This is a genomic window from Legionella nagasakiensis (assembly GCF_900639915.1).
Lineage (GTDB): Bacteria > Pseudomonadota > Gammaproteobacteria > Legionellales > Legionellaceae > Legionella_A > Legionella_A nagasakiensis.
This window is the reverse complement of record NZ_CAAAID010000011.1, coordinates 38,790-62,804: the sequence shown is the minus strand read 5'-3', so window position 1 is coordinate 62,804 and position 24,015 is coordinate 38,790. Positions and strand designations below refer to the sequence as shown.

Sequence of the window (24,015 nt, the reverse complement as noted above, 5' to 3'; positions counted from 1 at the left end):
CCATATCTGTGGATAACGGTTAGTCCTGTTATTTCAGCGAGTCTTAATACTCATCGAGTTTTTTATATTTTGCAAGTCTGTATAATGTTTTTAGCGATTTTCTTTCGTTTAAACTTAAAGTTTGTTATCCACAAAACTTGTGGATAATTCTGTGTATGGGTAAGTTTTGATTGGGGCTTCACAACGATTCTTAATGCCCTAAATGCTTTCAGCAAATGGTTCAATCAGAATTTCATTCACTGCTACCTGAAAAGGTGTGGAGAGAGCATAGCTGACTGCATTTACAATGTCATTCGTTGATAAATATTGGCCGGCGTTCGTGGTGCCATACTGAGCAATGGCTTTAGTTTGAGTTGATTTGGTATGCAACGACGTTTGTACATTTCCAGGCTGAATGTTTGTGATTTTGATGTTGTGTTTGATGAGCTCTTGGCGCATGGCGCTTGCGCTAAATTCCACAAAGGCTTTCGTTCCGGAGTAAACAGCCAACCCGGGGAATGGGCGTTTTCCCGCATCCGAAGTGATATTGATCCAATGCCCTTGCGAGGTTTGCAAGAGGGCTGGCAGAGCTTCTTGTACGAGATTGATAAAACCAAAACAGTTGGTTTCAATCATGGTTTTCATCTGTTGGTAATCAGGTTGAGTGATGTCCATGTAATACATGGCCCCTGCATTATTGATAACAACGTCAATGGTTTTAAACTGCATTAGCGTCGATTGAATGCATCGTGCGACATCTTCTCTATTGCTTACATCACCTCGTGTTAATAAAAGGGAATCAGTATTCAATGCTTGTAATTCATGACATGGTGAACGACTAAAAGCACTCACACAAGCTTGTTCGGCGAGCGCTTTTTTTACCAATGCAAGTCCTATCCCACTGCTTGCACCAGTGATGAGAATGTTTTTATTTTGCCACTCACTCATAGACTTTCCTCATAGGTAGTTGATGGGGTTGGGATGCTGCCATCCAGAAGATACAAAGCACATTGCAATTCATCTTGCGTGAGTGTAAACCATTGCGTGAGTTCTTTTCTTTCAGGTGTTGGTACAAACGTATAATATTTAGCGGAAAATAAATTATCGAGTTGCCATAAAGTATATAGAGTGGGGTCATGGAGTTGCAATGCTTCGAGCCATTGTGCGGGACTTATCATGTGTAAAGAATATTCCGCTAATAGTGAGCGTATGTTTCTTGCATCTACGACGTTGAAGTCAGTGAGTGAGCAAACATGATTCGTTATCTTCGTGAGGCATCGTTTGGTTAAATAGTTTGCAATTTTATCAACGGGAGTCAATTCAAGTGACAATTGACTAGGAATGATTTTTAGTTTCTTAATGAAACGCATCAGCATGCAGTTGGCATCATTTTTATTGCCGACACCAGAAGTCAAGGATGATGAAAGATTTCCCAAACGGACAACAAGATAAGGTAATTGGCAATCAAGTGCTGCTTTTTTAACTAATTGTTCCTGTGCCCATTTTGCTTGTGCATAGCCGTAAGTTAAGTCATGAATGGATTCTTTTGAAAGAAAATTATGGCTGTCGTAGGTTTGCTGCTTGGCGAAGACTGCGTCCGAAGAAATCAGGACGAAAGGTTTTAATCGATGCGTCGTTGCAAGGCTCAACAGCGTTTTGGTGCCATCTATCATCGATGCTTTTAAGGTGGTATAAGGATAAAGTAGATTGACCGTGGCCGCAGCATGCAAAATTAAATCCATATGTTCTGTTAGAAACATCCAATCCTTATCGGGTAATCCTAACTTTGGTTGAGTTAATGAACCGTTAAGCACAACAACGCGCTTATTAAGCAATGAATCATCTAAATGATATTGCTTAAATGCTTGCTTAAGACGTTCCAAGCCAGTTTGTTTGTTATCTGCTCTCACCAGACAATAGTATGTGCAATTGGTGTTTGATAAGCATGAAGCCAGCCAATGCGCTCCCAAAAAACCAGTAGTGCCGGTAATGAGCACCTGTTGGGCAAGCGATAAATCATGGTATTGACAAGGCTTTGCTGGCTGTTTGAATGTTACTTGAATATCTTCTAGAATCGTCTCGGCGAGCGTTTCCTGCTGGACGGTATTGCCTGCAAGCCAGTGCAATTGTGCTGCGAAGCTTGATTGTTGATATACGGTTGCTGGTTCAACGTTTAAACCAAATTGTTGATTAAGGCGTTGTACGTATTGAATTGCTTGCAAAGAATTTGCGCCAAAAGCAAAGAAATCGCTCTCCTCATGGATCAGAATGACGGGTATAAGTAAAATTTCATGCCAAAGCTGCTTTAGCAATGCGGCATTAGAATTAGGGATTTCATTTAAGTGTGTAACAGGCATGGTTAATCCTGCTTTTATTGGTTCCGCATTTTTCTTTCCAGAAGTCACTGGTAATATATTTTTTCTATCCAGTTTCGCGGAATAACGGTTCCATTGAATGGTGTCTACCAGGAAAAATTTTGTGGGAATGGCATAATGTGGTAAAAAATCACTCAATATTGTCTGCAACTTACTGGACAATCCAGAAGCAACCTCCAATGCGTAAATATCAATAAATTTTATCGCATCTTGAGCTTGTATTGCTGCGACTATGATTTGATTAATGGGGTTGTTGCCTTCCACCGTAACGACGCATTGATGAACAGGCAATGCCCTTTTAATAACATCTTCAATAGCAAGCAGAGAAACGTTATAGCCTCGTAATTTAATGATGTGATCATTACGGCCTAATAGAAAAATCTCACCCGCTTCATTTTGGTAAGCCGTGTCTTTGGTTTTGAATAATCGCTGTCCATCTCCCAGATTATCCAAGGTGAGGAATGATTGCTGTTGCAGATCATCACGATTGAGGTAGCCTTCGGCTAAGAAAGGACTGCTGATATAAAGTTCTCCCACTTGATTGGATGAGCAAACCTGCTGATTGTTATCCAAAACCCAGGTTTTGACACCTGGAAGCGCATACCCAATACTTGCAAAACCATCCTGGGATATTTTTTGTTTGGCAAGTGGCATAGCAGAGACATCAAAGGTTTCAGAAATACTGTAAAGATTGAAAAAATGTACATGAGCGAGTTTATTTAATGCGTCTTCTGCTAATTGTCGACAGACCACTTCACCATTTAGCCATACCCGTTTAAGGGATGACAGTTGAACTAATTCATCTTCTGATAAACACTGAAATAACATTTGCGCAAAAGAAGGTGTCCATAAAGTTTCGGTGATGGCTTGTTGCCCAATAAAAAGAATATATTGTCTCACATTCAGCAATAAAGCGTCCGGCACGACATAGGCACAAGCACCACGAAATAAAGGCCGGAAGACTTCCCAAAAAAAATAAATGGAGCATGCTACTTTATCGTTTTGTTGATAGTCGCTGAATGTATAGCGGCTAAAAATAGACGATAATATGGCTTGATGGGAAATTGCGATTCCCTTTGGATTTCCAGTTGTTCCGGAAGAATAAACAATCCAAGCAATGGATGTGGCTGGCGGTAATTTTTTTGCTAGGAAATCCGCTTGACTTGGATGAGTTTGCTCGGGTGATGAAGTAAGTTGCGATAGTGTAAGTAGGGGTAATTTACTGTCAAAAGGAAATGATTGACTGCTGATTATCCAGCGAACGTTGGCATCAGTGAGTATGAAAGCAATCATGTTTGGAGGAAAGGCTGTATCCAATGTGAGCGTGGTGGCTCCAATACGGGCAATGGCAAGAAAGCACAAGATGGCTTCAATGTTTTTCTCGCAGTAAAGTGCAACGACTTGGCCTGCTTGTACGCCATTGGCATGCAAGTGCTGTGAAATGACCATGATTTTGGTGAGGGCTCCCTGATAGGTGAGTTGGACGTCACCATTACTCAAACAAGGAGAATTTGGCGTCTGCTTTGCCTGTTGTTCAAATTGAAGATAGAGATTCGTTTGCATAGTCAAGACCAAGAGCAGTGGTTAATAAAAATGATCTAGATTCAAAAAAATAGATGCCTGTAAGATGTTATTTGATTGTGCCGGAGAAGAGAATACATATTGATAGAGATAGCCTATTCCAAATTGTAATAATTTAGAGGTTTTATGTTCAAGGCCAAGATATGACCGGTTCTGATCCAGTGTTTTTGTTGTGACCCAAGACACCTGATTAAAATTAATAAAGAGTTCATCATAGCTTACTATATGCAACTGATGCGCAAGAGGAATATTGATTATCATTCGTTCACGCAGTCGGTTGGCGATTTCTGGATAATGGTATGCTTTTCGCTGTTCTAGCCGGGAATTAATTCTTAGGGCTCCAGGATTTTTAAAATATTGCCAATTTAATTGTTCCCAGAGGCGAATCTCCTGAATATTATTCACGGTATCCAGATCATTTAATAAGTAGGTTGCACCAACCCATGCTGTCCATTGTGAAGCAAGAGGATGACCTGCGCTGACGCTGGTTAAGAATTGATCGAGTGGTGCCCCGTGTTCATTAAAGCGCACTTGGGGGGCAATGTCATAGGAATAAGCGTTAAGTGTGCCATAGACTGACATAAGAGACCAGAAGCCATAGCGAGTTTGGGCTGCCCAGGTTGGAAACGTTAAAACGATTAAAATGCAGAGTCTTAAATAATGATTTATCATTAAGTTAGCATATAAAATAGATTTTTCATTTTGGGTGATTATGAATTAAACTCATAAAAATAAAAATATAAACATTCATGATCAAACCAATACTTTTTGTATTCATAATCGTGGTCAGCCTTCAAGGTTGTAGTCTGTACCATGAACGTTCTGTTCCATCGGTTCCGGTGCCTAAACGCTTTCCTTCTTCAATGTCTAATAGTGCGACAAAGGTGAATCATTTACCTTATGTGAGCTGGTGGCAACAGTTTAATGATGCGGAACTGAATCGTTTGATGGAATGCGGTTTGCAAAACAATATGGACATTCATATCGCTTTGGGCAACCTGCAGCAGGCTCAAGGGGAATTACGCCAGATAAAACTCAGCTGGATCCCAATGTTACAGCTTTTCGGTGGTTATTCCACAAACCCGGCGTTAGGTGTGCCGGGAGGGTTTTATGGCGTATGGCCTTATTATACACTCAATATTGCCAAGCAGATAACGCTACAGAAACAGGCCAAATGGAATGTCAATTATTACCATGCGGCGATGGACGGTGCCCGCCTGGCGCTTATTGGGCAGGTGGCTTCTGCCTATTTGACGTTGATGGCGCAACAAGAGCAATTGCGCTTATTAAAGCAATTGGATTCTGATATAAAAGAACTCATTGCTCTTAGCCGTAAAGACATTCAAATTGGTTTACAAAATGAAATTGATTTAGCTCCTTTACTGGTGGATGAACGCTTGATAGCAGCGCAAATGAAACCGGTTGAACATAATATTGTCATGAGTGAAAACGCGTTGCGTTATTTAATCAATGATAATCCGGGGAAAATCAAAAGTAAAAATAATTTTGCCCGTCTGGATTTCAGTCGCATCAAGCCGGGCAGTTTACCGGCGGCTGTTTTAAATAATCGACCCGATTTAAAAATGGCTGAGTATGCGGTTAGACGCTCTTATGCAGGCATTTGGTCAGCGTATAGTGATTTTTTCCCAACGTTACAGCTGGATGATTTTATAGGAGAAGCTCATTTGCCAAACAGCACGTTTGAACAAGCAACGGATGCTTATTTCCAGGGAATTATTAATCCTGCCGTGTTTGGCAAAGTTGCCGCCCGTAAAGGGACTTATCATGCCGAAGTGGCGAACTACGTCAAAACAGTACGTCGAATTTTAAAAGAGGTGGATAATGATTTTTCCGCCAATAAGCGTTTTAACGAGCTATATAACGAGAACTTAGCAGCGGAGAAGGATTATCGACATAAATACGAATTACAAGAAGGGCTATTAAAAGCCGGTTTAATATCTTATAAAGTATTATTGGAAAGCAAGGTATATCTTGACAATCTGGCGCTGTCAACCAATCAGGCCAAGCTGCAATTGGCGATGTCTATGGTCATGCTGTATCAGGATCTGGCAGGTGGTTATAAATGTTGAGTTCAAATCGTGGCTTATATGCTAAATTTTTCTAGATCATTGCAACGAGTAAGACAAAGGCTTTCTTACGCAAAGCGTTGGATAACGCTGCCTAATGCCATTATTTTTATTGGATTAATGACAGCACTGATCTATGTGTTTTCTTTCCTTTTTCCTTTTACCGATAATTCATTTGTTGTCAACAATGTTCGGCCTGTGGCGGCCCAGGTGTCTGGTTTTATTACTCATATTGATGTAAAAAACGGCGAATACGTCCATAAGGGTCAGCGGCTGTTTACGGTGTTTAAAGAACCTTATCAACTGGTGGTTGAGCAGTTGCGGGCGGATATGGAATCTGCTCAGGCAAAATTATTGGCCTTACAAACCACGTATGAGCGTGATCAGAAAATCAGTGAAAACCATGAAAAAATATACATAAAGCTGGATCAGGATGATAAAAAATATCGCCAAGGATATGCGATGAAATCCGTTTCACTGATAACGCTGCAAAACTCCGAGCAAGAGACACAAGCCGCCAAAGACCAATGGCAAGCTTCCCTGAAGCAGTTAGAAATTGACAAGCATTACATTAAAGCACAGGAAAAAGAAATTAAGGCAATCCGTGCTCGACTCAAAATTGCTGAAGTTAATTTGGATTTAACGGAGGTACGTGCGCAAAGCAACGGTGTGATTCAAAATTTATTTTATACGGTTGGCGCCCCAATCATCATTAATCAACCTTTGTTTTCGCTGGTGGATATTGATGATATTTATATTCAGGCCAATTTTAACGAAACGGATTTGCGTGACGTTAGACAAGGCGCCAAAGCTTTAATTTTCCCACGCATGTATTTAGGACGAAAAATGTTTCATGGTGTTGTCGATTCAGATTATTGGTCTGCCAATCGGCAGGAAGTGGACAACCGAACTCAATTGCAAAACGTTCTTAATGAAAATCAATGGATATTGTTGCCGCAACGCTTGCCGGTGATCATTAAAGTGACTGATCCCGATTCAAATTATCCTTTGCGAGTTGGAACCAGCGCCTATGTTTACATCAAAGCTGAATAAGTGGCTGGATGAGGTTGATCCTTATGCGTTGCAGCGGCTTGCGGCTTATAAGGCGTTTTTCATTGCAACCATTATGGTCTATGTGTACTGGTTCTTTAAGCCGGCCAATTTTATGGCTTTTTTTACGCCTTTTATTGTTGCATCATTCTATGAAATGCCCACCATGACGAGCTTTAAGGAAAAAGAATCTCTTCTGTTATTTATTTTTGCAGCCATGCTGGTGGTCAGTGTTTCATTTTATCTCATTGCTCCTCTGCAATTTATTTTTTTGTTTTATGCGTTGAGCGTTCTTGCAGCACTTTATTACCTAGTCCTCAAATTTTTCCCGCAATTAAAAAATTTAACCATGCTTATTCTGGCGAGCAGCGCTATGGTTTTAACCATAAAACCACCAGCTAACCTCCAGGTCGCTGTTGGGATTTTCTCCGCCAGTATATTGTCCATGACTGTCGTTGTGATTTGCTTAAGGCTGTTTCCCAATAAATATTTGTATGTATGGTGTCGAGCCATGCAAAAATTCATTCAATGTTTGGAGGGCGATATTGATGCAGCTATTGCAGCGTCGGATAAACACGCATTTGCAGAAGAGGTCAATCATCTTGGCATGATGCGTGCCTGCCGAAAACTGATACCTAAAAGATATTTAATCCATACGTATCGAATGTCAGTGAATATCCGCAATATTCAATTTGCGCTGGATAACCTTTTTTATGAAAAGAAAAATGATGACTTTTGGCTGGGAATAAAAAGTCATTTGCATGTCTTTAGAATAAGCATGAAGGATTGGTCGTTATGTCATTTGCCTGACCAGGGAATAACGCCTGAGACTGATTTGCAACACTATGTTGTCCGTTGTTTGAATAAAGCGATACGTTCTTGGAATCAGTTATGCAGCATGCGCTTGCCTTAAAAAAAAGATTGGAATACGCGCGATTTAGCCATTTACTCATCCTGTTTGTCATGGCGATCATCATGTATGCATTCTCTACATTGCCTCATAAATGGTGGATTTTTCTTACCATCTTAGTCATTAGTTCTGGGGTTGAGCCTGGGCTTATCATCCGACGGTCCATTCATCGTATCGGCGGTACCTTACTTGCCTTGTTATTTTTGATTCCTTTGCTTTATTTGCTGCAATTGAATTATCGGCTTATCCCTGTGTTTTTTATTCTTGCGGTGATTGGCATGGTGGTGGCTTCGCTCAATCCTGGCCGCTATGATATTTGTGTATTTTTTATCACGCTGGTGGTGTTTTTACTGGTGGCGCAAACCGTTGAAGTTGTGACACCGGAAGGTCCGGTTGAAATGGTGCTTAACCGCGGCATTTGCACCGTGATCGGTATTATGATTGTCATCGCAGGCGATTATTTCCTGTTCCATGCGTATCGCTATTCGCAACGGCTTTATTTATTTCATCAATTGCAAGTTTACGGTTTTCTAAGAGACATTGTTCCAAGAATTGAACAGGCGCATGTGCAAGCGATCAATGGTTTTCAATTTGTGGAAAAATTGCGCAATGAAATGACGGAGCATTTTGCGCCCATTGCCATCAGTTCCGAAAATTTAAAACTGGATTTAAAAGTCAGTGCTGCAATGAAACAGCAAGTGGAAGCGTTTCAGGAAACCATTTGGGAAATCAGGCGACTGGTTTTTGCATTGTGTTTTTCGGAAGTTATTTTACCTTCTCCCATAGCCGCCAGCGAACATCTTCACCGTTATCATCAATTAATGGCCAAAGCGCATGACGCGTTAATTCGTGTTGAGCGCTAAGTGCTTATAATCTTGCTTGCGCGTGATCCGTATCTTGATCTCTTTTTGTTGCTGGTGCAGAGTTTGCAATCTCGGTCAGCAAGGCAGACGTTCTGGTGCTAAAAACGCCGTCTGCAGCTTTAGGGTGAGTTTTTAAGACATCTTCAACAGCTTTAGCGGCAGATGTAGCAGAACCGTCCGAACTAATCTTTAACAATTGTTCTAGAGCGTTTACTTTTTCTTGTTTGCGGTCTTTATTTGGATAGGGAAAGGAGCTATCTATTTCACCTTTGAGCGTTCGAATCAAATCGCCTATTTTTTTTGTTTGCTCTGGTGTTAGCCGCCATGGCTGCGATGGTGGTGTGGCGCCAGGATGTTGATGAGCCATCCTATGGAATCGATGCGAGGCTGCCACGGCCGCTGAACTTACAGTAGAGGCGGATTGCGGTAAGACATGTGTTGCAGATGCTCTGGCAGTTGGTGCGGCAGAGGGAAGTGGATTACTAGCTTTCGGCATGCCAGCGGCTTGGTATCGTTGTAATAAGGCGGCTGCTGCAGGATGTCGAATATTTCCATCTTGCCAGGCTTGTCCCGGCCCCGTACGAAACATAACTTTCATTGTTCCATCTCGTTTGACATGCAGTTGAAGATTAGCCCCTCTATGAGTTTCAACCACGGTATGATTTCTTCTCGTATCATCCCAGATGTTTAGAGGTGTTGAAGCGGGCATGGTGGTTGGGGATGCTCTAGAGGGGGCAACCGTAGGGCGTGCTTGCATTTGAGCTTGATATTGCCGCAATAAGGCGGCTGCTGCAGGATGTTGAAGACTTCCTTTTTGCCAGACTTGTCCTGGGCCTGTTCTAAATATAACGCTCCTCGTTCCATCTTGTTTGATATGCAATTGAAGATTAGCGCCCCTTTGTGTTTCCACGACTGTATGACCTCTGTCCTTATCAAACCAGATGTTTAAGGGACTTGGAGCAGACATAGTTGTTGCAGCAGGTCGTGGTGCACTTCTCATCGTGGTGCTTGGCATGGGCCTCATGGGAGTGGCCGCAGGAGAAATATCGGCGCGAGCTGCCCACGTGCTTGGGTTAGAAAATTGATTGTGATCGCCAACCAAATTATCATGCGTTAACGCGGCCGAACCATGTTGTGATTTGAGTCTCGCATATTCTGCAGCTGGGTCAGGAATTTTAATCTCATGAGCTTGACCTGCTTCTCTTAAGTATTGATTACCCAGTCTCAAAATAGCAATGCCAAGTTTATTTGCGCCATTACCGTCATTACCAGAAGCCCAATTGGAATCGTATCGGCTTGATTCTATAGGGATTATACCTTCGCGTGCACAATTCATGGCTGCTTCACGCAACTTCGGGTAGCGAGCAAATTTTTCCCTTAATACGTTTTCCATACAAGAGTTTAGTACTGTTTCTCTTGTGAATGAGGGTGGGTTATTCATGAGGTCATAAATATCGACACCTTTTTTTGCCTTTAAATCCGCAGCAATAGGAGCGAAATCTTTTCTAGGGTCAAGTTCTTCTCCAGCGCCTGCTTTAGTGGTTTCCAGTTTTTTTAGCGCTGCTAATATATGCTGCTGTCTTGGGTCATTGGGTGGTAATTGCGAGGATGCAAAAAGCAGTTTTTGCGCATGAAACGCATGTTCCGAAGAGGGCCAAGTAAAGGAATGTGATTGACCACCAATGCTTACGGTTTGGGGAATAGGATAGATTCCGGCTTTGGTTGTATTCGCAAAAGCACCATAAGGTGGGACATCGGATTGCTTAAATGGCGCAATTTTAAAAGCTCCACATTGCAGGAATGGCATTGGCATTGGTTAATCTCCGAGAGAGAGCATTATTTTAAAGTGTAGGATATGTTTATTTTATTTACAAAAAATGAATTGCCACTCATTGTATAAAGAGTATAAAGATTTTTTATGGCTGCTCGCCAACTTTTTTAAAATCTCTTTCACCAAAGATGGCGGAAAGATGGGTGTAATATTTAAATTCAAGCAAGTTATTGCTGGGATCTTTGAGGAAAAAAGAGTGATGTTCTATGGTTGACTGGGCAAAACAGGTTTTAAGTGGTATTTCGAAGGCGATATTTTGTGCTTCAAGATGCTGAATAAATGCATCAAGTGTTTGTTCTTTAAGAAGAATCAAGCCGAAATGACGAAGATAAATGCTTTCTTGTAGTAATTGCGGAGCATCGGTTTTATGCACAATGATTTGATGCTCCTAATATGGACTGATTCTCTTCTCTACTCATTAAGGATAATTTACCGTTAAAGGATCATCTAAGGCAATCGTCACTGGTTGTGTCCAGGGAGGTCCTGGAAATGTGTAGGTTACCCCGGGTGTAGGGTTATTGCCTGGACCTCCTGGGTTATAAAAAGGTTTATAAGGTGCTGTTGCCGGAATTTCTACTGCCGTAATATTTCTCATAGCAGCCTCGTCACCTTTCAAAATAATATCAAGATAATTATCTCGATCATCTACGTATGCATCGTTTAGTGGTGTGCCTGCCTTTCCTAAATCTGCAAGACCTACCACCTCTATTGTACCATTCGAAAACATATAAGGAGTACCGGTTTCAGTAAGCCAGCTTGTCACACCTTGATCTACAACTTGAACACGAAAGAAGGTACTAAAATCAGTAGGCCAAATAGCAGCAACTCCATCAGGTGATATGCCAGCGGTTGTATAAATGCGTAAACGATATTGTGCATCGTCACCATATAAGGCAATTCCTCCATTGGGAATATTTTCACGAAATGCAGGTGGAGCGTCTTGTCCTGCCTCTGACATAACACTCAGCTTTGCTCCAATAAGTTTAGGACCACCACCAACCTGATAAGGATTTCCAGAGGATTTGGTTAACCCAACTGCACTGACTGGGCCCTTAGGTCCAACAAGCATTAACGTCGTACCATTATCAACGATCGTTACCTTGGTGGGATAAACAGCACCAGGGGTTCCTGGAGGCAATCTATTACCAAACTTGCCAAAAATAACAACACAACTTCGCTTATTATATAATAAGTTTGGTGAAATGGAGGCAACTTCGGGCCTTACTACCCTTCCTGTGTTCAGGGTTAAGCGAAAATCGGTCGGATTAACAGTACTTGGCAGAACGGGCCAGCTAAAACAAATTGGCATGGCATCAGCGTGATTCGTTGGATACCCGAAACCAATACTTACGTCTTGCGGTGTTTGAGAGGTAGTATAGGCGGCATAAGGAGCACCGGGTGTGGTAATCAATTCCCATGTACCGCCAGCAGCAATAACGGCTGATTCCGTGCCTGGAACACCCTCAATTCCTTCAAAACCATAATTGGCAGATAATATTTCCGGCTTATTCCCCCAAAGATCAGCGTTAATTAAAACGTCTTCTAAAAGTTGTTGATACAACGGATTGGGAGGAGGAATAACAACCGTTTGAAGTATGTCATTTTCACTATTAACGCCTGCGCAACTGACACCATCATTCCAACAAGCCATCAATACATTAGGTAGATAAGCGCCACTGATAACATTTCCCACTAATAAGCCATCTGCTGAAACATTTAAAGTCAGTGTGCAACTTTCTCCTGGCGCTAAGGTAAAAACAGAACCACATCCTCCTGGTTTTATTGAAGTATGTGGAGGCAGTGAAACAATTTTAGCATTCACTGCCTTAATATTATTAGGGTTCTTGATTTTGTACATAGCATGTACTGGAAAACCAATTGCTACTTCCGAAGGAAGGATTGTATTAGGTTGGGTCGTTATAATAAAAGGTAAATTATTGGCAGCGGCAGAACAAACAAATAGATGCCACGTTAACATCAATAAGATAAGTCTATTTTTCCAAACAAATAATGACTTCATTTTAATCCCTTACAAAAAACAATTAACTGATACAAGAAGTGTATTAAGGTATAAATGTGGTTGTGAAGGAGATATTGGCACTTTTGTATTTCTAATATAACCTGCGCCTAACTTAACCGTACCTAAGTCAGAGAAACGATATCCCAACCCTACTGAGATATTGGGCGTTAATAAATAATCCAAGCCTAATCCTATGGTGTAACTAAAAGGCATGTTAGAATGATTGCCATAGGAAGGCGTGACTGTTAAATAATCCGGAATACTCGTAGTAAAATCTTGGGCTTTATTAAAAGCGACTCCTGCCCCACCAATTAAGTAAGGAAAATAGCGGTGATGAAATTCGTGAAGCCATTTCCCTTCAGCTAGTAATTGAGCACTTCTTATCCTGTAAGAATAAGAAGACATATAATAAGGAGGAGAAATGCCTTGATATAATTTACCATCGACGTTCATTCTTTGAATTTGATGGTAACTAAGTCCTACTTGCAATAAATTCTTTTCAGATCCTTTAATGATTTTACTAAATGTAGCGCCATACCGTGCAGGATAATTTGTTTTTTTTAGAGGATTATAGATAAAGGTACTGTAGCCAAGAGGAAATGCTGTGTATTCTCCTATATCTCTTGTTTTAGACCATCCCAGATCAAATATAAGTCCATATTGACTATTTTTATTTAGGAAAATATCATTTTGCGCCGAGATTGAATTAGATAAGAAAAAAAGTATGGTTGTAATTATAAATCTATTTGATTTCATGAGGTTACTCATAAACTACTTTAAAGCATTTTATGCATTGGAATTTAAAAAATCAACAATCTATGTTGTCGATGTTTTTTGTCAGAAATTTTTATCACATAAAGAAATATTCATCGGGATTAATCTCCTTGTTGCCCTCTTAATTAAGGTCCTATTTTTATAAGCATAACTGATTTATAGTGATTATACGCCGTTACTTTTTGTGATTCTTAGGGATGAACCATGCGTACAGGAGAACAATACGCCGGTGGGCTTGCCATACATTTTTTTGAATCTTCGGAATTTGAAACGGGGCACTCAGGTTCTGCTGAGGATAGAGCCATTATTTTAGCCAGGAATGTCTTGCGGCTTGTGATGATGGGATGGCGGGATAACTGGACGGATCTTATTTCCTGGCAGACATTTAATGCGGTATTGGTCGCACGCGATCCCCGCATTACCCGGGGATTGCGGCTTGCTTTTCAGGAGGGATTTAAGCACGTTTTCTCGCAATTACAAGATGCTTCTCTTACCGCACTGCAACTCAATCAGGCAAAATTATTTATTAATAATTGTTTGATGTATCTACCGTATGCCGATATCAACCCTTACGAATCGTTTGCCATCCCGCAGTGGCTGGAGGGTCGTTGGCAATTGGTTGATTACAAAGTCGTGCCGATAGAACTGACGCCAACTGCTGGGTTTGAAACATTGGTACTGTCAGAATATGACCGCGTGTTTGCTTATGGGTTGGAGCCAATACACCATCCTCAAGCTGCACTTCATTTGCTCTTCATGGGCACCACGTATCCAGCGGGGCAAGGATTTTATACAACGGTCAACACGGATTTGGAAGCGTTTGAAACGGCAGGAAAAAAGTTATATCGTAGTGGACGCAATAACATTCGTCGCTGGTTAGAAAGCCAAACACAAAAGGTGCATGTCTGTGGAACCAGCTTAGGCGGCGCGCTCTCTTTATTATTAGCGATTGATCAAGGGGATAAATTATCAAGGGTAGATGCTTTAAATCCGCCTGGCTTGCATGATCCCTGGTTAAGAAAGAGCCGTTTTGATCGTTGGGATGAACTGACGGAAAAACCGGAGGTTTACATTCAAAGACAGAGTAATGATCCAATTTCCCGTTTTGGGGTCTGGAAGAAAGACTGGCATCTGCTGCATGTGATTCCGCCGCCAGATCGGAAAGGTTTGAATCGATTTACCGATCACGCGTTAAATTATGCAGGGTATGCTAATACTCGATTCTTAGGTTTAGACACCGAGGAAGATAATAAAAAAAATCGGCGACGGAATGTGTGGTTGTATGCATTATTGCGCAGTGCTGTTTATTACACCACCTTGGTTCCTGTTCGTTATGGCGTTCTGCCCGCCGCGCGATTTGCAGCCAGTCATAAATTGCTCACTGGAATTATGTTATTGCTGTTGCTTTTATTTTTATTATGTTCACCAGCACTTAGTCTGTCCTCGCTCCCGTATGCCTTATTATCGATAATGAGTGTTGGTTACTTATTGACGCTTCTTCTTTCGTATATTGGTGATCAAGTCATGGGCCACAATGACTCGGATTTATCACGATTTTTTTCATATTTGGGAGATAATCCTAAATTTGCACAATATGCGTTGTTTTTGCTGTTTCCTCTCGCTATAATGCCTGCCGTTGGTGTTTTTTCTCCCGGTCTTTTGCAAACCGCATGGCCAGCTTTTTCAACTGCGGTTACTGTTGTTCCGCTGGCGGCATATTTTAGCGCTAAGTTGAGTAAGATGTTGAACATCTTTTCTGGAAGTCATAAGAGAAGTGCGCTGGCTTGTCATTGTGCTGAGATTAAGAGGCACTCCGAGCTGGATATATATGCAAATACCGCTAAGGCTGAATTTACTTACAGGGAAATTCACGTTTATTATCATGCTAAGCGATGCGTGTTGAAAGGTAAACCTTTTCTTCCAGAAACATCAGGGAAACTGACGTTTTTTTCTGCGGCAGGGGTTGCAAAATCTAAGCATGACATTTTAAGGGAGAAAATAGACGCGGTAGCAGAAGAGGAAGTATTCACGCTTTCTGCATCCAGGGCAAAGATACATGAGATGAAAAAAACACTTAGGCTTGTTTCTCGCCATGGTTTTTATGCTCCTGGTTTGAAAGTAGCCTTAGAGGAAAGTTATCAGGCTTATTTAAAAGGGAAAAACAGACCTCTTGCATAACCTCTCTCTTTCGTTTTATCGCTGCGTTGCAAACATTTCTGCGGTGCTCATTTACTCCATGTAAACTCCGCTCCTCAAAATCGTTTGCGTCTTGCCCTAAAATAAAATAATCAGGTTATGCAAGAGGTCTAATGAGACAGGGATGTCGTTATAAAGAATATGGAAACCTATAAAATTCAACCAAGTACTTACAGGATTTAATTCATTATGCAAAATCTTCAAATTTTCTTGCTTTATAACCATCCCAATTATTTTACCAAAGAACCGCTGCTTAAACAGTTAAAAGAGTTTGCAAGTCTTGGGTTGGACGTGGAATTTGCGCAATTATCAAGCAAGTATGCGGCGGCAATAGAACGATACAAGAAAGCCGATGAACATCAGTTTCAAGGTGCTGATTTTTTAGCTTTATTACAACAACTCATCGAAGGTCTGCAGAAATTTTCGGCGAAACCGATATTCAATACAGACGCAGCGCGCCATGCACATGCAGAATTCGTTCATTATTTAAGACTCTTGCACTCGGAAGTTGTGGTTGATTTTATTGTGGATAAGGATGGACGAGAATCTTCAGCACAATACGATTTACCGGCTATTAAAGAAGCGACCAGAAAACAAGCTGCCGAGGGGAGAGTTGCCGCAACTCAGAATTTGACTCGAAATATTTCCCAAAGAATTTCAGAATTTCAGAAACGTGTAGACGGTCTACTTGAGAAGCAATTACAGGCACTGAGAATCATACAAATACAGCAAGCACAAGAAGCACAGGCTGCAACCGAAGAGGCGTTTGCGTTTATTAATAACCGTTTTGAAGCATGGTGTTTTAAACAACGGCGCTCGCCTAAAGAAGGTTTTCCTTGTGATCCGCAATTAATATTGGATCAGCTGCTTGAGATAGAAAAACAACAAAAGCGAATACAAACCTTGGTTAGGCAAGCAGGCTATAATCGTGATGCATATCCCAGTTCGGCCACAGCCCAAAGTGTTCCTGACGAATTGGCGACGATTAATGACTCCATAGATGCCTTGCAACGCCGTGCTTTAGAGTTGTGGCAAACCATGCATGGTGATACGGCAGAAGAAGAAGCGGCTGCACAGGAAGAAGTGGCTCTGGCCAGACAGCGTTTAAGTATAAAAAACACACTGCAACGTAAATTAGACAGAATAATAAAATTGGTTACTGATTATTCAGCCGAATTAAAACAGGAGAAAAAAAGCTGGAGCTATTTTTTTAATGTATTCCATTGGTCAAGAAAAGAAGCAAAAATCAAATATTGTGATGATTTGTTGCAGGAATTAACAGTGGCAAAAAGTCGAATAACTCATACCACCAATCTGCATGGTGTGGTCAAAGCAGCACATAATAAAGCTTATGGTCAATCAAAAAATAAGGCTGCTGTGATGGCTGGGGGTAGTTATGTAGGAACCAGTCGTTTATTGAGTGTTCAGCGGTTGCTTGGAATTGATGGTGCTTGGAAACATGGTAAATCAAGATTTGGTTTCTTCTGTTCTGCTGCGTCTGATTTCCATGGTCTTAAAGCAACGGGGATTGTTGAGACAAACGATGGAAAAATTCGGCGCGTGATTAATAATTTTTATCAAGGCACAGAAGCCAAAGAAGAGGAATACAATCAACTGATAAGTCAATCGCTTAAATTATAAGAGCTTGTAACAAATTCTACTAAACATGAACACTAGCTGTCATTTCCTGTGCTCCGCTGCTCATATACTTCTATGTATACTGCACTGCGGTGCTCGTAAATAACAGCTATTGCTCTATTTTTAGCGAATTTGTTAACAAGCGTCAAACATTTTAAGCGTAAACTTTAGCGGCACACTTTTCTTGTTCGTTTATCTTTGTTTTACCAAGGGGTGGTGCTGCAGCAGGTGGTTGTCGGATAATTGAACGATAACAAACTGCTGCCACCGCACATATCGCAACTGCCACCAAATCCACACGCAGCTAATGAACTGATTGAAATCAAAAGAAAAACTGAGATGATTAATTTTTTCATATCGGCATCCTTGTCTTATTTTTATATTATTATCTTACAATAAGATCTTATTGTTTACAAATTAATCACATAATGATTTATCATAAGATTCAATAAAAGATGGTAAAGTCTGGGTTTTTTGACTATGCTTTCATTGTGCGATGCAACATATGGAGTTTTAAATTATGGCACAGGGAAGGAAGGATAAAATGGCCGATTTGCTGGCGAAAGAGATTGTTACGGCTCAGGAAAATCTAAATTCTGCACTGGAAGAAATGGCCGATAATCTATTATTAAAAAATAATAAAATTGAACGGGCTGAATTTCTTGACCGTATTTTGCATGCCAATTTAGGTCGAATGACAACAGGGTTATCGCCGGCTGCACTTATGATTGCTTACACCGATTGGTGTGTTCATACACTTATGTCGCCTAATAAACAGTTGCAATTGTTAGAAAGTGCTGGCAAGAAAATGACTCATTTTTTAGAAAATATTATCGATTATACCTATAAAAAAGAAACCAAATGCTTTGATACCCAAGATAAACGATTTAATCAACGCTTCAAAGATGACGCTTGGACAACATGGCCATATTGTGCGGTAGCGCAAAGTTTTTTACAGATGGAAGATTGGTGGCAAGAGGCAACGGACATCCGTGGTCTTGAGAAAAATCATAAGGAACTTGTTTCTTTTATACGATATCAATGGATTAACGCACTTTCTCCAGAAAATAATCTTTTTTTAAACCCTCAAGTATTGGAAAAAACGATCGAAACTCAGGGACAAAATTTGCTTGATGGTTGGCAGAATTTTCAGGATGATTTTTGGCAGTATTTAAAAGGAAAGCGGGCGGTAGGAACGGAAAATTATGTGGTTGGTAAGGATGTCGCCGTTACTAAGGGAAACATTGTCTATCGTAATGAGCTTTTTGAACTGATTCAATACACCCCACAAACAAAGCAGGTTTATCCTGAGCCTGTGTTAATTATTCCCGCTTGGATTATGAAATACTATATTCTTGATCTATCTCCACATAATTCCATGGTCAATTACTTAGTTAAGAAAGGACATACGGTATTTATGATTTCTTGGAAAAATCCGGATGAACGGTATCGAGATTATGGCATGCAGGATTACTTAAAAAAGGGAGTGTTTGCGGCCTTAGATGTCGTAACCGCAATCACAGAACAGAAGAAAATTCACGCAACGGGGTATTGTATTGGTGGCACCCTTCTGACGATGGCTGCTTCATACCTTATAAGACATCATGATCATCGGTTAAAAACCATCACATTGTTTGCTGCTCAGACTGATTTTGAGGAAGCAGGAGAATTAATGACGTTTATTGATGAAAATCAGCTGTGTTATTTGGAAGATATCATGTTTTCGCAAGGTTATTTGCGTGGTGATCAGTTATCCTCTACGTTTGACATGTTAAGGCCGAGAAAATTGATTTGGTCAAAAGCCGTGCAGCAATACTTGCTGGGTGAACGACATTCCATGAATGACTTGCTGGCATGGAATGAAGATTCCACCCGCCTTCCTTATAAAATGCATGCTGAATATTTACGCCATTTGCACTTGAATAACGATTTGGCAGAAGGTGAGTATCGTATTGATGGTGAGCCAGTGACTTTGGAAGACATTCAAACGCCTTTATTTGTTGTGGCTACGGAAAAGGATCACATCGCACCCTGGAAGTCTGTTTATAAAATCCATCTTTATACTGAGTTTGCGGAAGTAACGTTTATATTAGCGAACCGTGGGCATAATGGCGGCATTGTATCGGAACCTGGCCATAAAGGTCGCAGTTATCGTATGGGAAAAACATCTCCTAATTCTCCTTATAAAATGCCTGATCAATGGTATCAACATCATAAAAGCCGCGCTGGCTCATGGTGGCCAGCTTGGCATCGCTGGTTAGCAGAGCAGTCTGGTTCTAAAAGCGCTCCTCCTTCGATGGGTGCTCCAGAAAAAGGATATAAGATTCTCGAAGAGGCGCCCGGTATTTACGTGAAAGAAAGATAGACAAAACTCACGGAATTCCTCAATGGCCTTGAGTTTCCGCGAAGTTCTGAATCAGTATTTGCAGAATGTACGTCTAGTTTTCCAAGGTGGCTTCCATCGTTATTTTTGCTCGCATCAATTTTGAGACTGGACAATTTTCCTTAGCCTGTTGCGCTGCCTTATCGAAGATGGATTGCGGGGCATTTGGAATACGTACACTCACTTTTAAATGAATGGCTGGAATTGCAAAGCCATCGTCGAATTTTTCCAAGGTCACGGTTGCTGTTGTTTTTATATGGTCAGAGGTCAATCCTTCTTTTGCCAGTTGCCCGGAAAGTGCCATCGAAAAACAACCAGCATGGGCGGCTGCTATCAATTCTTCGGGATTGGTTCCTTTTCCTTCTTCAAAACGATCTTTAAAAGAGTACAGGGTATCAGAAAGAATACCACTGTCTGTGGTTAGATTTCCTTTGCCGTCTTTTAAATCTCCCTTCCATACCGCAGTAGCCGAGCGTTTCATAATATTCTCCTATGTTGTTTTTATTACCAGTGAATCGGTTGAAGGTTTGAGACATTTATTATGGTTGAGTCTTGCGAAAAGTCCAATGTCAGTGTTGGGATTGCTAATTTCAGCTTGCAGGAATACTTCTGTTTTGTAGATAGGTTTCAGCTTCTTGGTTAGTTTGCTTCATTTTCTTATAAAGGCCTTTATCTCGATTCGCATTAAAAAAAGCAACGCCTGCGCTTAATAAGGCCGCACCAGCGACGGTTGTTGCAATGGCTGTGGGCGTGCCAAGTCCAAAACTTCCGGCAAAGGAGAGGGCAGAAATCACAAGTAATGCACAGCCTAATACTGTAAACATGAGACCGGCGATAAGTTTACCTAGACTACCTTTCCCTTCAATCTGTGTTTTTAAACGTGCGTAATGTTGCATGCGCTCAGGTGTTGGTTCCAATGCAATTGCTTGTGTTTGCTTAATGACTTCGAGGAATCGTTCCTCTTTTGTTTTTTTATAACACTGCCATGCTTCTTTCATTGTTTTCTGGGCAGCTTTTATAAGTCGTTGTTGATGTTCATGAAGTTCGCTTTGCAGCATCAATTGTAAGGCATTATGTTGTTCGTGATAGCGCTGGATTTCAGCGATCATGCTGGCGATTGCTTGGTCATTCAGTTGTGTTGGGGAATGAATGATGGCTGAAGACAACTTGTCCAGGAAATAAGCGGCCAAAGGTTCATCGTCATGTGCTAGGTGATTAAGCTTATCCATATGAAGCAATAAAGTTTCTGCATACTTATTACAATGGTCTGCTGCAATGTAAAGAAGGATAACAGCAAAGGTTTGGCGTCCATCGTAGGTATCTTGATGAAATGCTCGGCCTTTTGCTGCATACTCTTCGAGATTAACAAAGTAAGTGTCAAAAATGCGAGAAGATGGCCTGTTTGCAATCTGTGCTGCATTTAGCGCTTCTGTAAACGTACGGTTTACGTATACAAATAACTGGCCAAGAGCTTGGTTGGATTTATAAGCGCTCTGGGAGAAGCTGATGTTATCATGAACTCGCCTGAGCTCTTCCGGCAAGAGGCCAATTTCGCGAATGTATGCCGCATTTGCTTCAGCCAGATTTTCATGCGGCTGAATTTCAAAATGAGCCCCGCGATAATAAAAATCAATGGTGGGTGTTTCACCAAATGGATAAGGACGCCGAGTCGTTTTTCTCGCGCCAACCAAATTATAATTATCTTTCGGATTTTCAGTATGACGGTTGGTGATGTATTCATACGTTTGCACTGAAATGCCGAATTGATCATGCAATAAACCAGCTGCTTCCATGTAATGAAGATGATTATAGGCACCATTGGCTTGTACATCTCTTAATAGCCCAATACTTGCAACATCGTAGTCGTCCGCTAAACCAACCTCTGCAATAAAATGCCTTAAAACGGGAGAAAAAATGATTTCATTTTCATAAAATGAGCGTGAATTTAAATAGGAATCCAAGGCTTGCCAATTAAAGGCTTCATGACCATCGATGCCATAATATCGGCCAAATGTTTCTCTAAGCGTTTGATAAGATAAGTAAATGGGGTTCTCAATCAATTCTGCCAAGGTTCCTGCCGCTTCCCGTTCAGCCAATTGATGAATTCCACGCAATAATTCTGGCAATGCACTGTATAAGGCGCAATTGTTTAATAACCCGCTAATTCTTGGTGGTGGCATACTATCTTACCGATTTTTTGAATCAGGACTTAAGTCATTTGAATGAAATTAGAACAATATTATGCTAAATAGAGCTATTCCGTCAATGGCTTCTAACACGCCCATTTAATTGCACTCATGATGGAATAGATTTCATTATCGCCAATAACCAGATGATCCAGCAACCGTACATCGACCAATGCCAGGGCGTCACGTAAACGATCAGTAACAGCAAGATCATGCCGACTCGCCTCTGCATTTCCGGAGGGATGATTGTGTGCGAGAATTAATGCAGCAGCATTGAGTCTTAATACTCGCTCAATAATAGGACGGGGATGTACTGTGGCGCTATCAATGGTGCCAGTAAACAATTCTTCATAAGCCAATACATGGTGCTGGCTGTCAAGAAAAATGGCAGAGAACGTTTCATTTTTCTTGTCTCTTAAACATCGTTTTAGAAAGACATAAGTTTGTTGGGAATTGGTTAATTTTCCATTTTTTTGCAAGTGAATTAAATCACTGCGACGACATAATTCACGTACGGCTTGCAATTGTACGTAGCGGACTGTTCCAAGTCCGGGAATTTGTTGAAACGCAGGCAAATCGGCAGTAAGCACGGTTCTGATGTCGCCCAAATGACTCAATAAATCATGAGCTAAATGCATACAGGATTTTTTGCTATGGCCTGAGCTTATAAATGCAGCCAGTAATTCCATATCAGAAAGGGTTTCAGCACCATGCATTAATAATTTTTCGCGCAAGCGCAATTGGCGCCCTAAGCCTTGGCATGTCATTGGTTATTCCTTTATCGCGAGGTTTGTGTTTTGATGTATACTTTGCTTGGTAAAGAGATTTAATCAAGCTCATTTATTTTTAATAAAATTTAATAAACATGCAAGATTTTGCCAATAAAAAGATAGTGTTGGGAATTTGCGGCGGCATAGCCGCTTATAAATCTGCCTATCTTGTTCGTGAATTGACTCGTCTGGGCGCTTCAGTCCGGGTAGTTATGACGGCTTCAGCACAACAATTTATTACCCCAATGACGTTGCAGGCATTAAGTGGTCATGAAGTACGTTGTGAGTTGTTTGATGCCCAAGCTGAAAAAGCAATGGGACATATTGAGCTTGCGCGGTGGGCGGATTATTTATTGATTGCACCAGCTTCAGCCAATTGTCTGGCGAAACTGGCGCATGGATTAGCGGATGATTTGCTTTCTACGCTGTATTTGGTAGCAGAAGTGCCAGTTATTGTCTGTCCTGCCATGAACCGCAGCATGTGGGCCCATGAGGCAACTCAGGCCAATCGTGTTTTACTCGAACGCCGTGGTGTTATCATTGTGGGACCAGAAGAGGGTTCACAAGCTTGTGGTGAACATGGTTTTGGTCGGATGAGCGAGATGCATGGCATTATTGATGCACTGCGTTTATATGAAGTCCGGCAATTATTGCTAGGAAAGCAAGTGATGATTACCGCCGGCCCTACACAAGAAGCGATTGATCCCATACGCTACATCAGTAATCGCAGTTCAGGAAAAATGGGTTATGCGCTAGCACAGGCCGCTTTGATGGCTGGCGCAGAAGTGACTCTGGTCAGTGGTCCTTCGGCATTATCTCCACCGGAGGGGGTGGATTTTCACAACATACACTCCGCCGAGGAGATGCTGGATAAAGTCATGCATCACTTAAAATCTGACATGATTTTTATTGGTACGGCTGCTGTGGCGGACTATCGGCCTCAAGCGCCTGAAACGGAAAAAATTAAAAAAAGTAAACATAAGGGATTAACGCTTAATTTAATCCCTAATCCGGATATTCTTGCAACGGTTGCTGCTAGTGGCAAACCTTCTTATGTGGTCGGTTTTGCTGCAGAAACCACGGATGTCATCCAACATGCTAAAGAAAAACTGCAAGCCAAAAAACTGGATATGATAATAGCAAATCAGGTTGGCAATGGGCTTGCTTTTGATAAAGACTATAATCAAGTAACGATTATTACAAAAGACGGCCAGTGTGAATTGCCTTTCAGTCATAAAACAAGACTTGCCGGGCACATTGTTGCAATTGTTGCAGCAAACTTGCAAAATGGCGCCCATGAAAATGGGGTGTAAATAGATATAAACCGATTTTTAATGTTTTCCTTTTTTTTAAGTAATTGATTTTTTTGAGA

General features: G+C 41.2%; 19 protein-coding genes. 8 read left to right on the top strand and 11 right to left on the bottom strand.

Annotated features, from left to right (window positions below):
• Positions 1–198: 198 nt before the first annotated feature.
• From E1O52_RS09685 to E1O52_RS09675, 3 genes are read right to left on the bottom strand one after another with little or no spacing between them, the layout of a single operon-like run.
• The gene (locus tag E1O52_RS09685) at positions 199–927 is read right to left on the bottom strand and encodes an SDR family oxidoreductase (protein WP_133128507.1); all 729 of its coding nucleotides are present in this window, start codon (positions 925–927) and stop codon (positions 199–201) included.
• Positions 924–3,917, bottom strand: a complete 2,994-nt coding sequence (locus tag E1O52_RS09680) for a non-ribosomal peptide synthetase (protein WP_133128506.1) — start codon at positions 3,915–3,917, stop codon at positions 924–926. The genes E1O52_RS09685 and E1O52_RS09680 overlap by 4 nt, the downstream gene beginning before the upstream one ends.
• Positions 3,918–3,938: 21 nt before the next feature.
• Positions 3,939–4,607: a DUF2490 domain-containing protein gene (locus E1O52_RS09675; RefSeq protein WP_133128505.1), complete on the bottom strand. Its 669-nt coding sequence runs from the start codon at positions 4,605–4,607 to the stop codon at positions 3,939–3,941.
• A gap of 77 nt (positions 4,608–4,684) precedes the next feature.
• Here E1O52_RS09675 and E1O52_RS09670 point away from each other — a divergent pair, with 77 nt between their 5' ends.
• From E1O52_RS09670 to E1O52_RS09655, 4 genes are read left to right on the top strand one after another with little or no spacing between them, the layout of a single operon-like run.
• Positions 4,685–6,025 carry a TolC family protein gene (locus E1O52_RS09670; RefSeq protein WP_133128504.1) on the top strand — a complete coding sequence of 447 codons (1,341 nt, stop codon included), beginning with the start codon at positions 4,685–4,687 and terminating at the stop codon, positions 6,023–6,025.
• 18 nt (positions 6,026–6,043) lie between these two features.
• Entirely contained in the window at positions 6,044–7,075 is a 1,032-nt protein-coding gene (locus E1O52_RS09665; RefSeq protein ID WP_133128547.1) for an HlyD family secretion protein, read from the top strand.
• Positions 7,053–7,985, top strand: a complete 933-nt coding sequence (locus E1O52_RS09660) for a hypothetical protein (RefSeq protein WP_133128503.1) — start codon at positions 7,053–7,055, stop codon at positions 7,983–7,985. Before E1O52_RS09665 ends, E1O52_RS09660 begins: the two co-directional genes overlap by 23 nt.
• On the top strand, positions 7,964–8,845 hold the full coding sequence (locus E1O52_RS09655) for an FUSC family protein (protein ID WP_133128502.1): 882 nt from the start codon (positions 7,964–7,966) through the stop codon (positions 8,843–8,845). The genes E1O52_RS09660 and E1O52_RS09655 overlap by 22 nt, the downstream gene beginning before the upstream one ends.
• A 4-nt stretch (positions 8,846–8,849) precedes the next feature.
• On the opposite strand, the gene E1O52_RS09650 is transcribed toward E1O52_RS09655, so the two are convergent.
• From E1O52_RS09650 to E1O52_RS09635, 4 genes are all read right to left on the bottom strand, one after another.
• Positions 8,850–10,658 carry an NADAR family protein gene (locus E1O52_RS09650; RefSeq protein WP_133128501.1) on the bottom strand — a complete coding sequence of 603 codons (1,809 nt, stop codon included), beginning with the start codon at positions 10,656–10,658 and terminating at the stop codon, positions 8,850–8,852.
• Between the two features lie 103 nt (positions 10,659–10,761).
• Complete coding sequence (locus tag E1O52_RS09645) at positions 10,762–11,049, bottom strand: VOC family protein (RefSeq protein ID WP_133128500.1); 288 nt, start codon at positions 11,047–11,049, stop codon at positions 10,762–10,764.
• 45 nt (positions 11,050–11,094) lie between these two features.
• On the bottom strand, positions 11,095–12,696 hold the full coding sequence (locus E1O52_RS09640; protein ID WP_133128499.1) for a hypothetical protein: 1,602 nt from the start codon (positions 12,694–12,696) through the stop codon (positions 11,095–11,097).
• A 9-nt stretch (positions 12,697–12,705) separates the two neighbouring features.
• On the bottom strand, positions 12,706–13,452 hold the full coding sequence (locus tag E1O52_RS09635) for an outer membrane protein (RefSeq protein ID WP_133128498.1): 747 nt from the start codon (positions 13,450–13,452) through the stop codon (positions 12,706–12,708).
• 222 nt (positions 13,453–13,674) lie between these two features.
• Here E1O52_RS09635 and E1O52_RS09630 point away from each other — a divergent pair, with 222 nt between their 5' ends.
• Complete coding sequence (locus E1O52_RS09630) at positions 13,675–15,648, top strand: hypothetical protein (RefSeq protein WP_133128497.1); 1,974 nt, start codon at positions 13,675–13,677, stop codon at positions 15,646–15,648.
• Positions 15,649–15,855: 207 nt separating this feature from the next.
• On the top strand, positions 15,856–17,307 hold the full coding sequence (locus E1O52_RS09625; protein ID WP_133128496.1) for a hypothetical protein: 1,452 nt from the start codon (positions 15,856–15,858) through the stop codon (positions 17,305–17,307).
• Between the two features lie 200 nt (positions 17,308–17,507).
• On the opposite strand, the gene E1O52_RS13205 is transcribed toward E1O52_RS09625, so the two are convergent.
• Positions 17,508–17,660, bottom strand: coding sequence for a hypothetical protein (locus E1O52_RS13205; protein ID WP_165474771.1), 153 nt, complete (start codon positions 17,658–17,660; stop codon positions 17,508–17,510).
• A 164-nt stretch (positions 17,661–17,824) separates the two neighbouring features.
• Between E1O52_RS13205 and E1O52_RS09620 the strand changes: the two genes are divergently transcribed.
• Positions 17,825–19,669, top strand: coding sequence for a PHA/PHB synthase family protein (locus E1O52_RS09620; RefSeq protein WP_207384198.1), 1,845 nt, complete (start codon positions 17,825–17,827; stop codon positions 19,667–19,669).
• Between the two features lie 73 nt (positions 19,670–19,742).
• On the opposite strand, the gene E1O52_RS09615 is transcribed toward E1O52_RS09620, so the two are convergent.
• The 3 genes from E1O52_RS09615 to radC form a co-directional block, all read right to left on the bottom strand.
• The gene (locus tag E1O52_RS09615) at positions 19,743–20,168 is read right to left on the bottom strand and encodes an OsmC family protein (protein WP_133128495.1); all 426 of its coding nucleotides are present in this window, start codon (positions 20,166–20,168) and stop codon (positions 19,743–19,745) included.
• 109 nt (positions 20,169–20,277) lie between these two features.
• Entirely contained in the window at positions 20,278–21,867 is a 1,590-nt protein-coding gene (locus tag E1O52_RS09610) for a hypothetical protein (RefSeq protein ID WP_133128494.1), read from the bottom strand.
• Positions 21,868–21,959: 92 nt separating this feature from the next.
• The gene (gene radC, locus E1O52_RS09605; RefSeq protein ID WP_133128493.1) at positions 21,960–22,640 is read right to left on the bottom strand and encodes a RadC family protein; all 681 of its coding nucleotides are present in this window, start codon (positions 22,638–22,640) and stop codon (positions 21,960–21,962) included.
• Between the two features lie 98 nt (positions 22,641–22,738).
• Between radC and coaBC the strand changes: the two genes are divergently transcribed.
• Positions 22,739–23,956 carry a bifunctional phosphopantothenoylcysteine decarboxylase/phosphopantothenate--cysteine ligase CoaBC gene (gene coaBC, locus E1O52_RS09600; RefSeq protein ID WP_133128492.1) on the top strand — a complete coding sequence of 406 codons (1,218 nt, stop codon included), beginning with the start codon at positions 22,739–22,741 and terminating at the stop codon, positions 23,954–23,956.
• Positions 23,957–24,015 lie beyond the last annotated feature (59 nt).

Excerpts from the sequence above, each read along its gene's own strand:
- E1O52_RS09655 (WP_133128502.1), top strand. The coding sequence starts at position 7,964 with ATGCAGCATGCGCTTGCCTTAAAAAAAAGATTGGAATACGCGCGATTT.
- E1O52_RS09630 (WP_133128497.1), top strand. The coding sequence starts at position 13,675 with ATGCGTACAGGAGAACAATACGCCGGTGGGCTTGCCATACATTTTTTT.
- E1O52_RS09685 (WP_133128507.1), bottom strand. The coding sequence starts at position 927 with ATGAGTGAGTGGCAAAATAAAAACATTCTCATCACTGGTGCAAGCAGT.
- E1O52_RS09670 (WP_133128504.1), top strand. The coding sequence starts at position 4,685 with ATGATCAAACCAATACTTTTTGTATTCATAATCGTGGTCAGCCTTCAA.
- E1O52_RS09660 (WP_133128503.1), top strand. The coding sequence starts at position 7,053 with ATGTTTACATCAAAGCTGAATAAGTGGCTGGATGAGGTTGATCCTTAT.
- E1O52_RS09610 (WP_133128494.1), bottom strand. The coding sequence starts at position 21,867 with ATGCCACCACCAAGAATTAGCGGGTTATTAAACAATTGCGCCTTATAC.
- E1O52_RS09625 (WP_133128496.1), top strand. The coding sequence starts at position 15,856 with ATGCAAAATCTTCAAATTTTCTTGCTTTATAACCATCCCAATTATTTT.
- E1O52_RS09680 (WP_133128506.1), bottom strand. The coding sequence starts at position 3,917 with ATGCAAACGAATCTCTATCTTCAATTTGAACAACAGGCAAAGCAGACG.
- E1O52_RS09615 (WP_133128495.1), bottom strand. The coding sequence starts at position 20,168 with ATGAAACGCTCGGCTACTGCGGTATGGAAGGGAGATTTAAAAGACGGC.
- E1O52_RS09665 (WP_133128547.1), top strand. The coding sequence starts at position 6,044 with ATGCTAAATTTTTCTAGATCATTGCAACGAGTAAGACAAAGGCTTTCT.
- coaBC (WP_133128492.1), top strand. The coding sequence starts at position 22,739 with ATGCAAGATTTTGCCAATAAAAAGATAGTGTTGGGAATTTGCGGCGGC.
- E1O52_RS09640 (WP_133128499.1), bottom strand. The coding sequence starts at position 12,696 with ATGAAGTCATTATTTGTTTGGAAAAATAGACTTATCTTATTGATGTTA.
- E1O52_RS09675 (WP_133128505.1), bottom strand. The coding sequence starts at position 4,607 with ATGATAAATCATTATTTAAGACTCTGCATTTTAATCGTTTTAACGTTT.
- E1O52_RS09635 (WP_133128498.1), bottom strand. The coding sequence starts at position 13,452 with ATGAAATCAAATAGATTTATAATTACAACCATACTTTTTTTCTTATCT.
- radC (WP_133128493.1), bottom strand. The coding sequence starts at position 22,640 with ATGACATGCCAAGGCTTAGGGCGCCAATTGCGCTTGCGCGAAAAATTA.
- E1O52_RS09650 (WP_133128501.1), bottom strand. The coding sequence starts at position 10,658 with ATGCCAATGCCATTCCTGCAATGTGGAGCTTTTAAAATTGCGCCATTT.
- E1O52_RS09620 (WP_207384198.1), top strand. The coding sequence starts at position 17,825 with ATGGCACAGGGAAGGAAGGATAAAATGGCCGATTTGCTGGCGAAAGAG.
- E1O52_RS13205 (WP_165474771.1), bottom strand. The coding sequence starts at position 17,660 with ATGAAAAAATTAATCATCTCAGTTTTTCTTTTGATTTCAATCAGTTCA.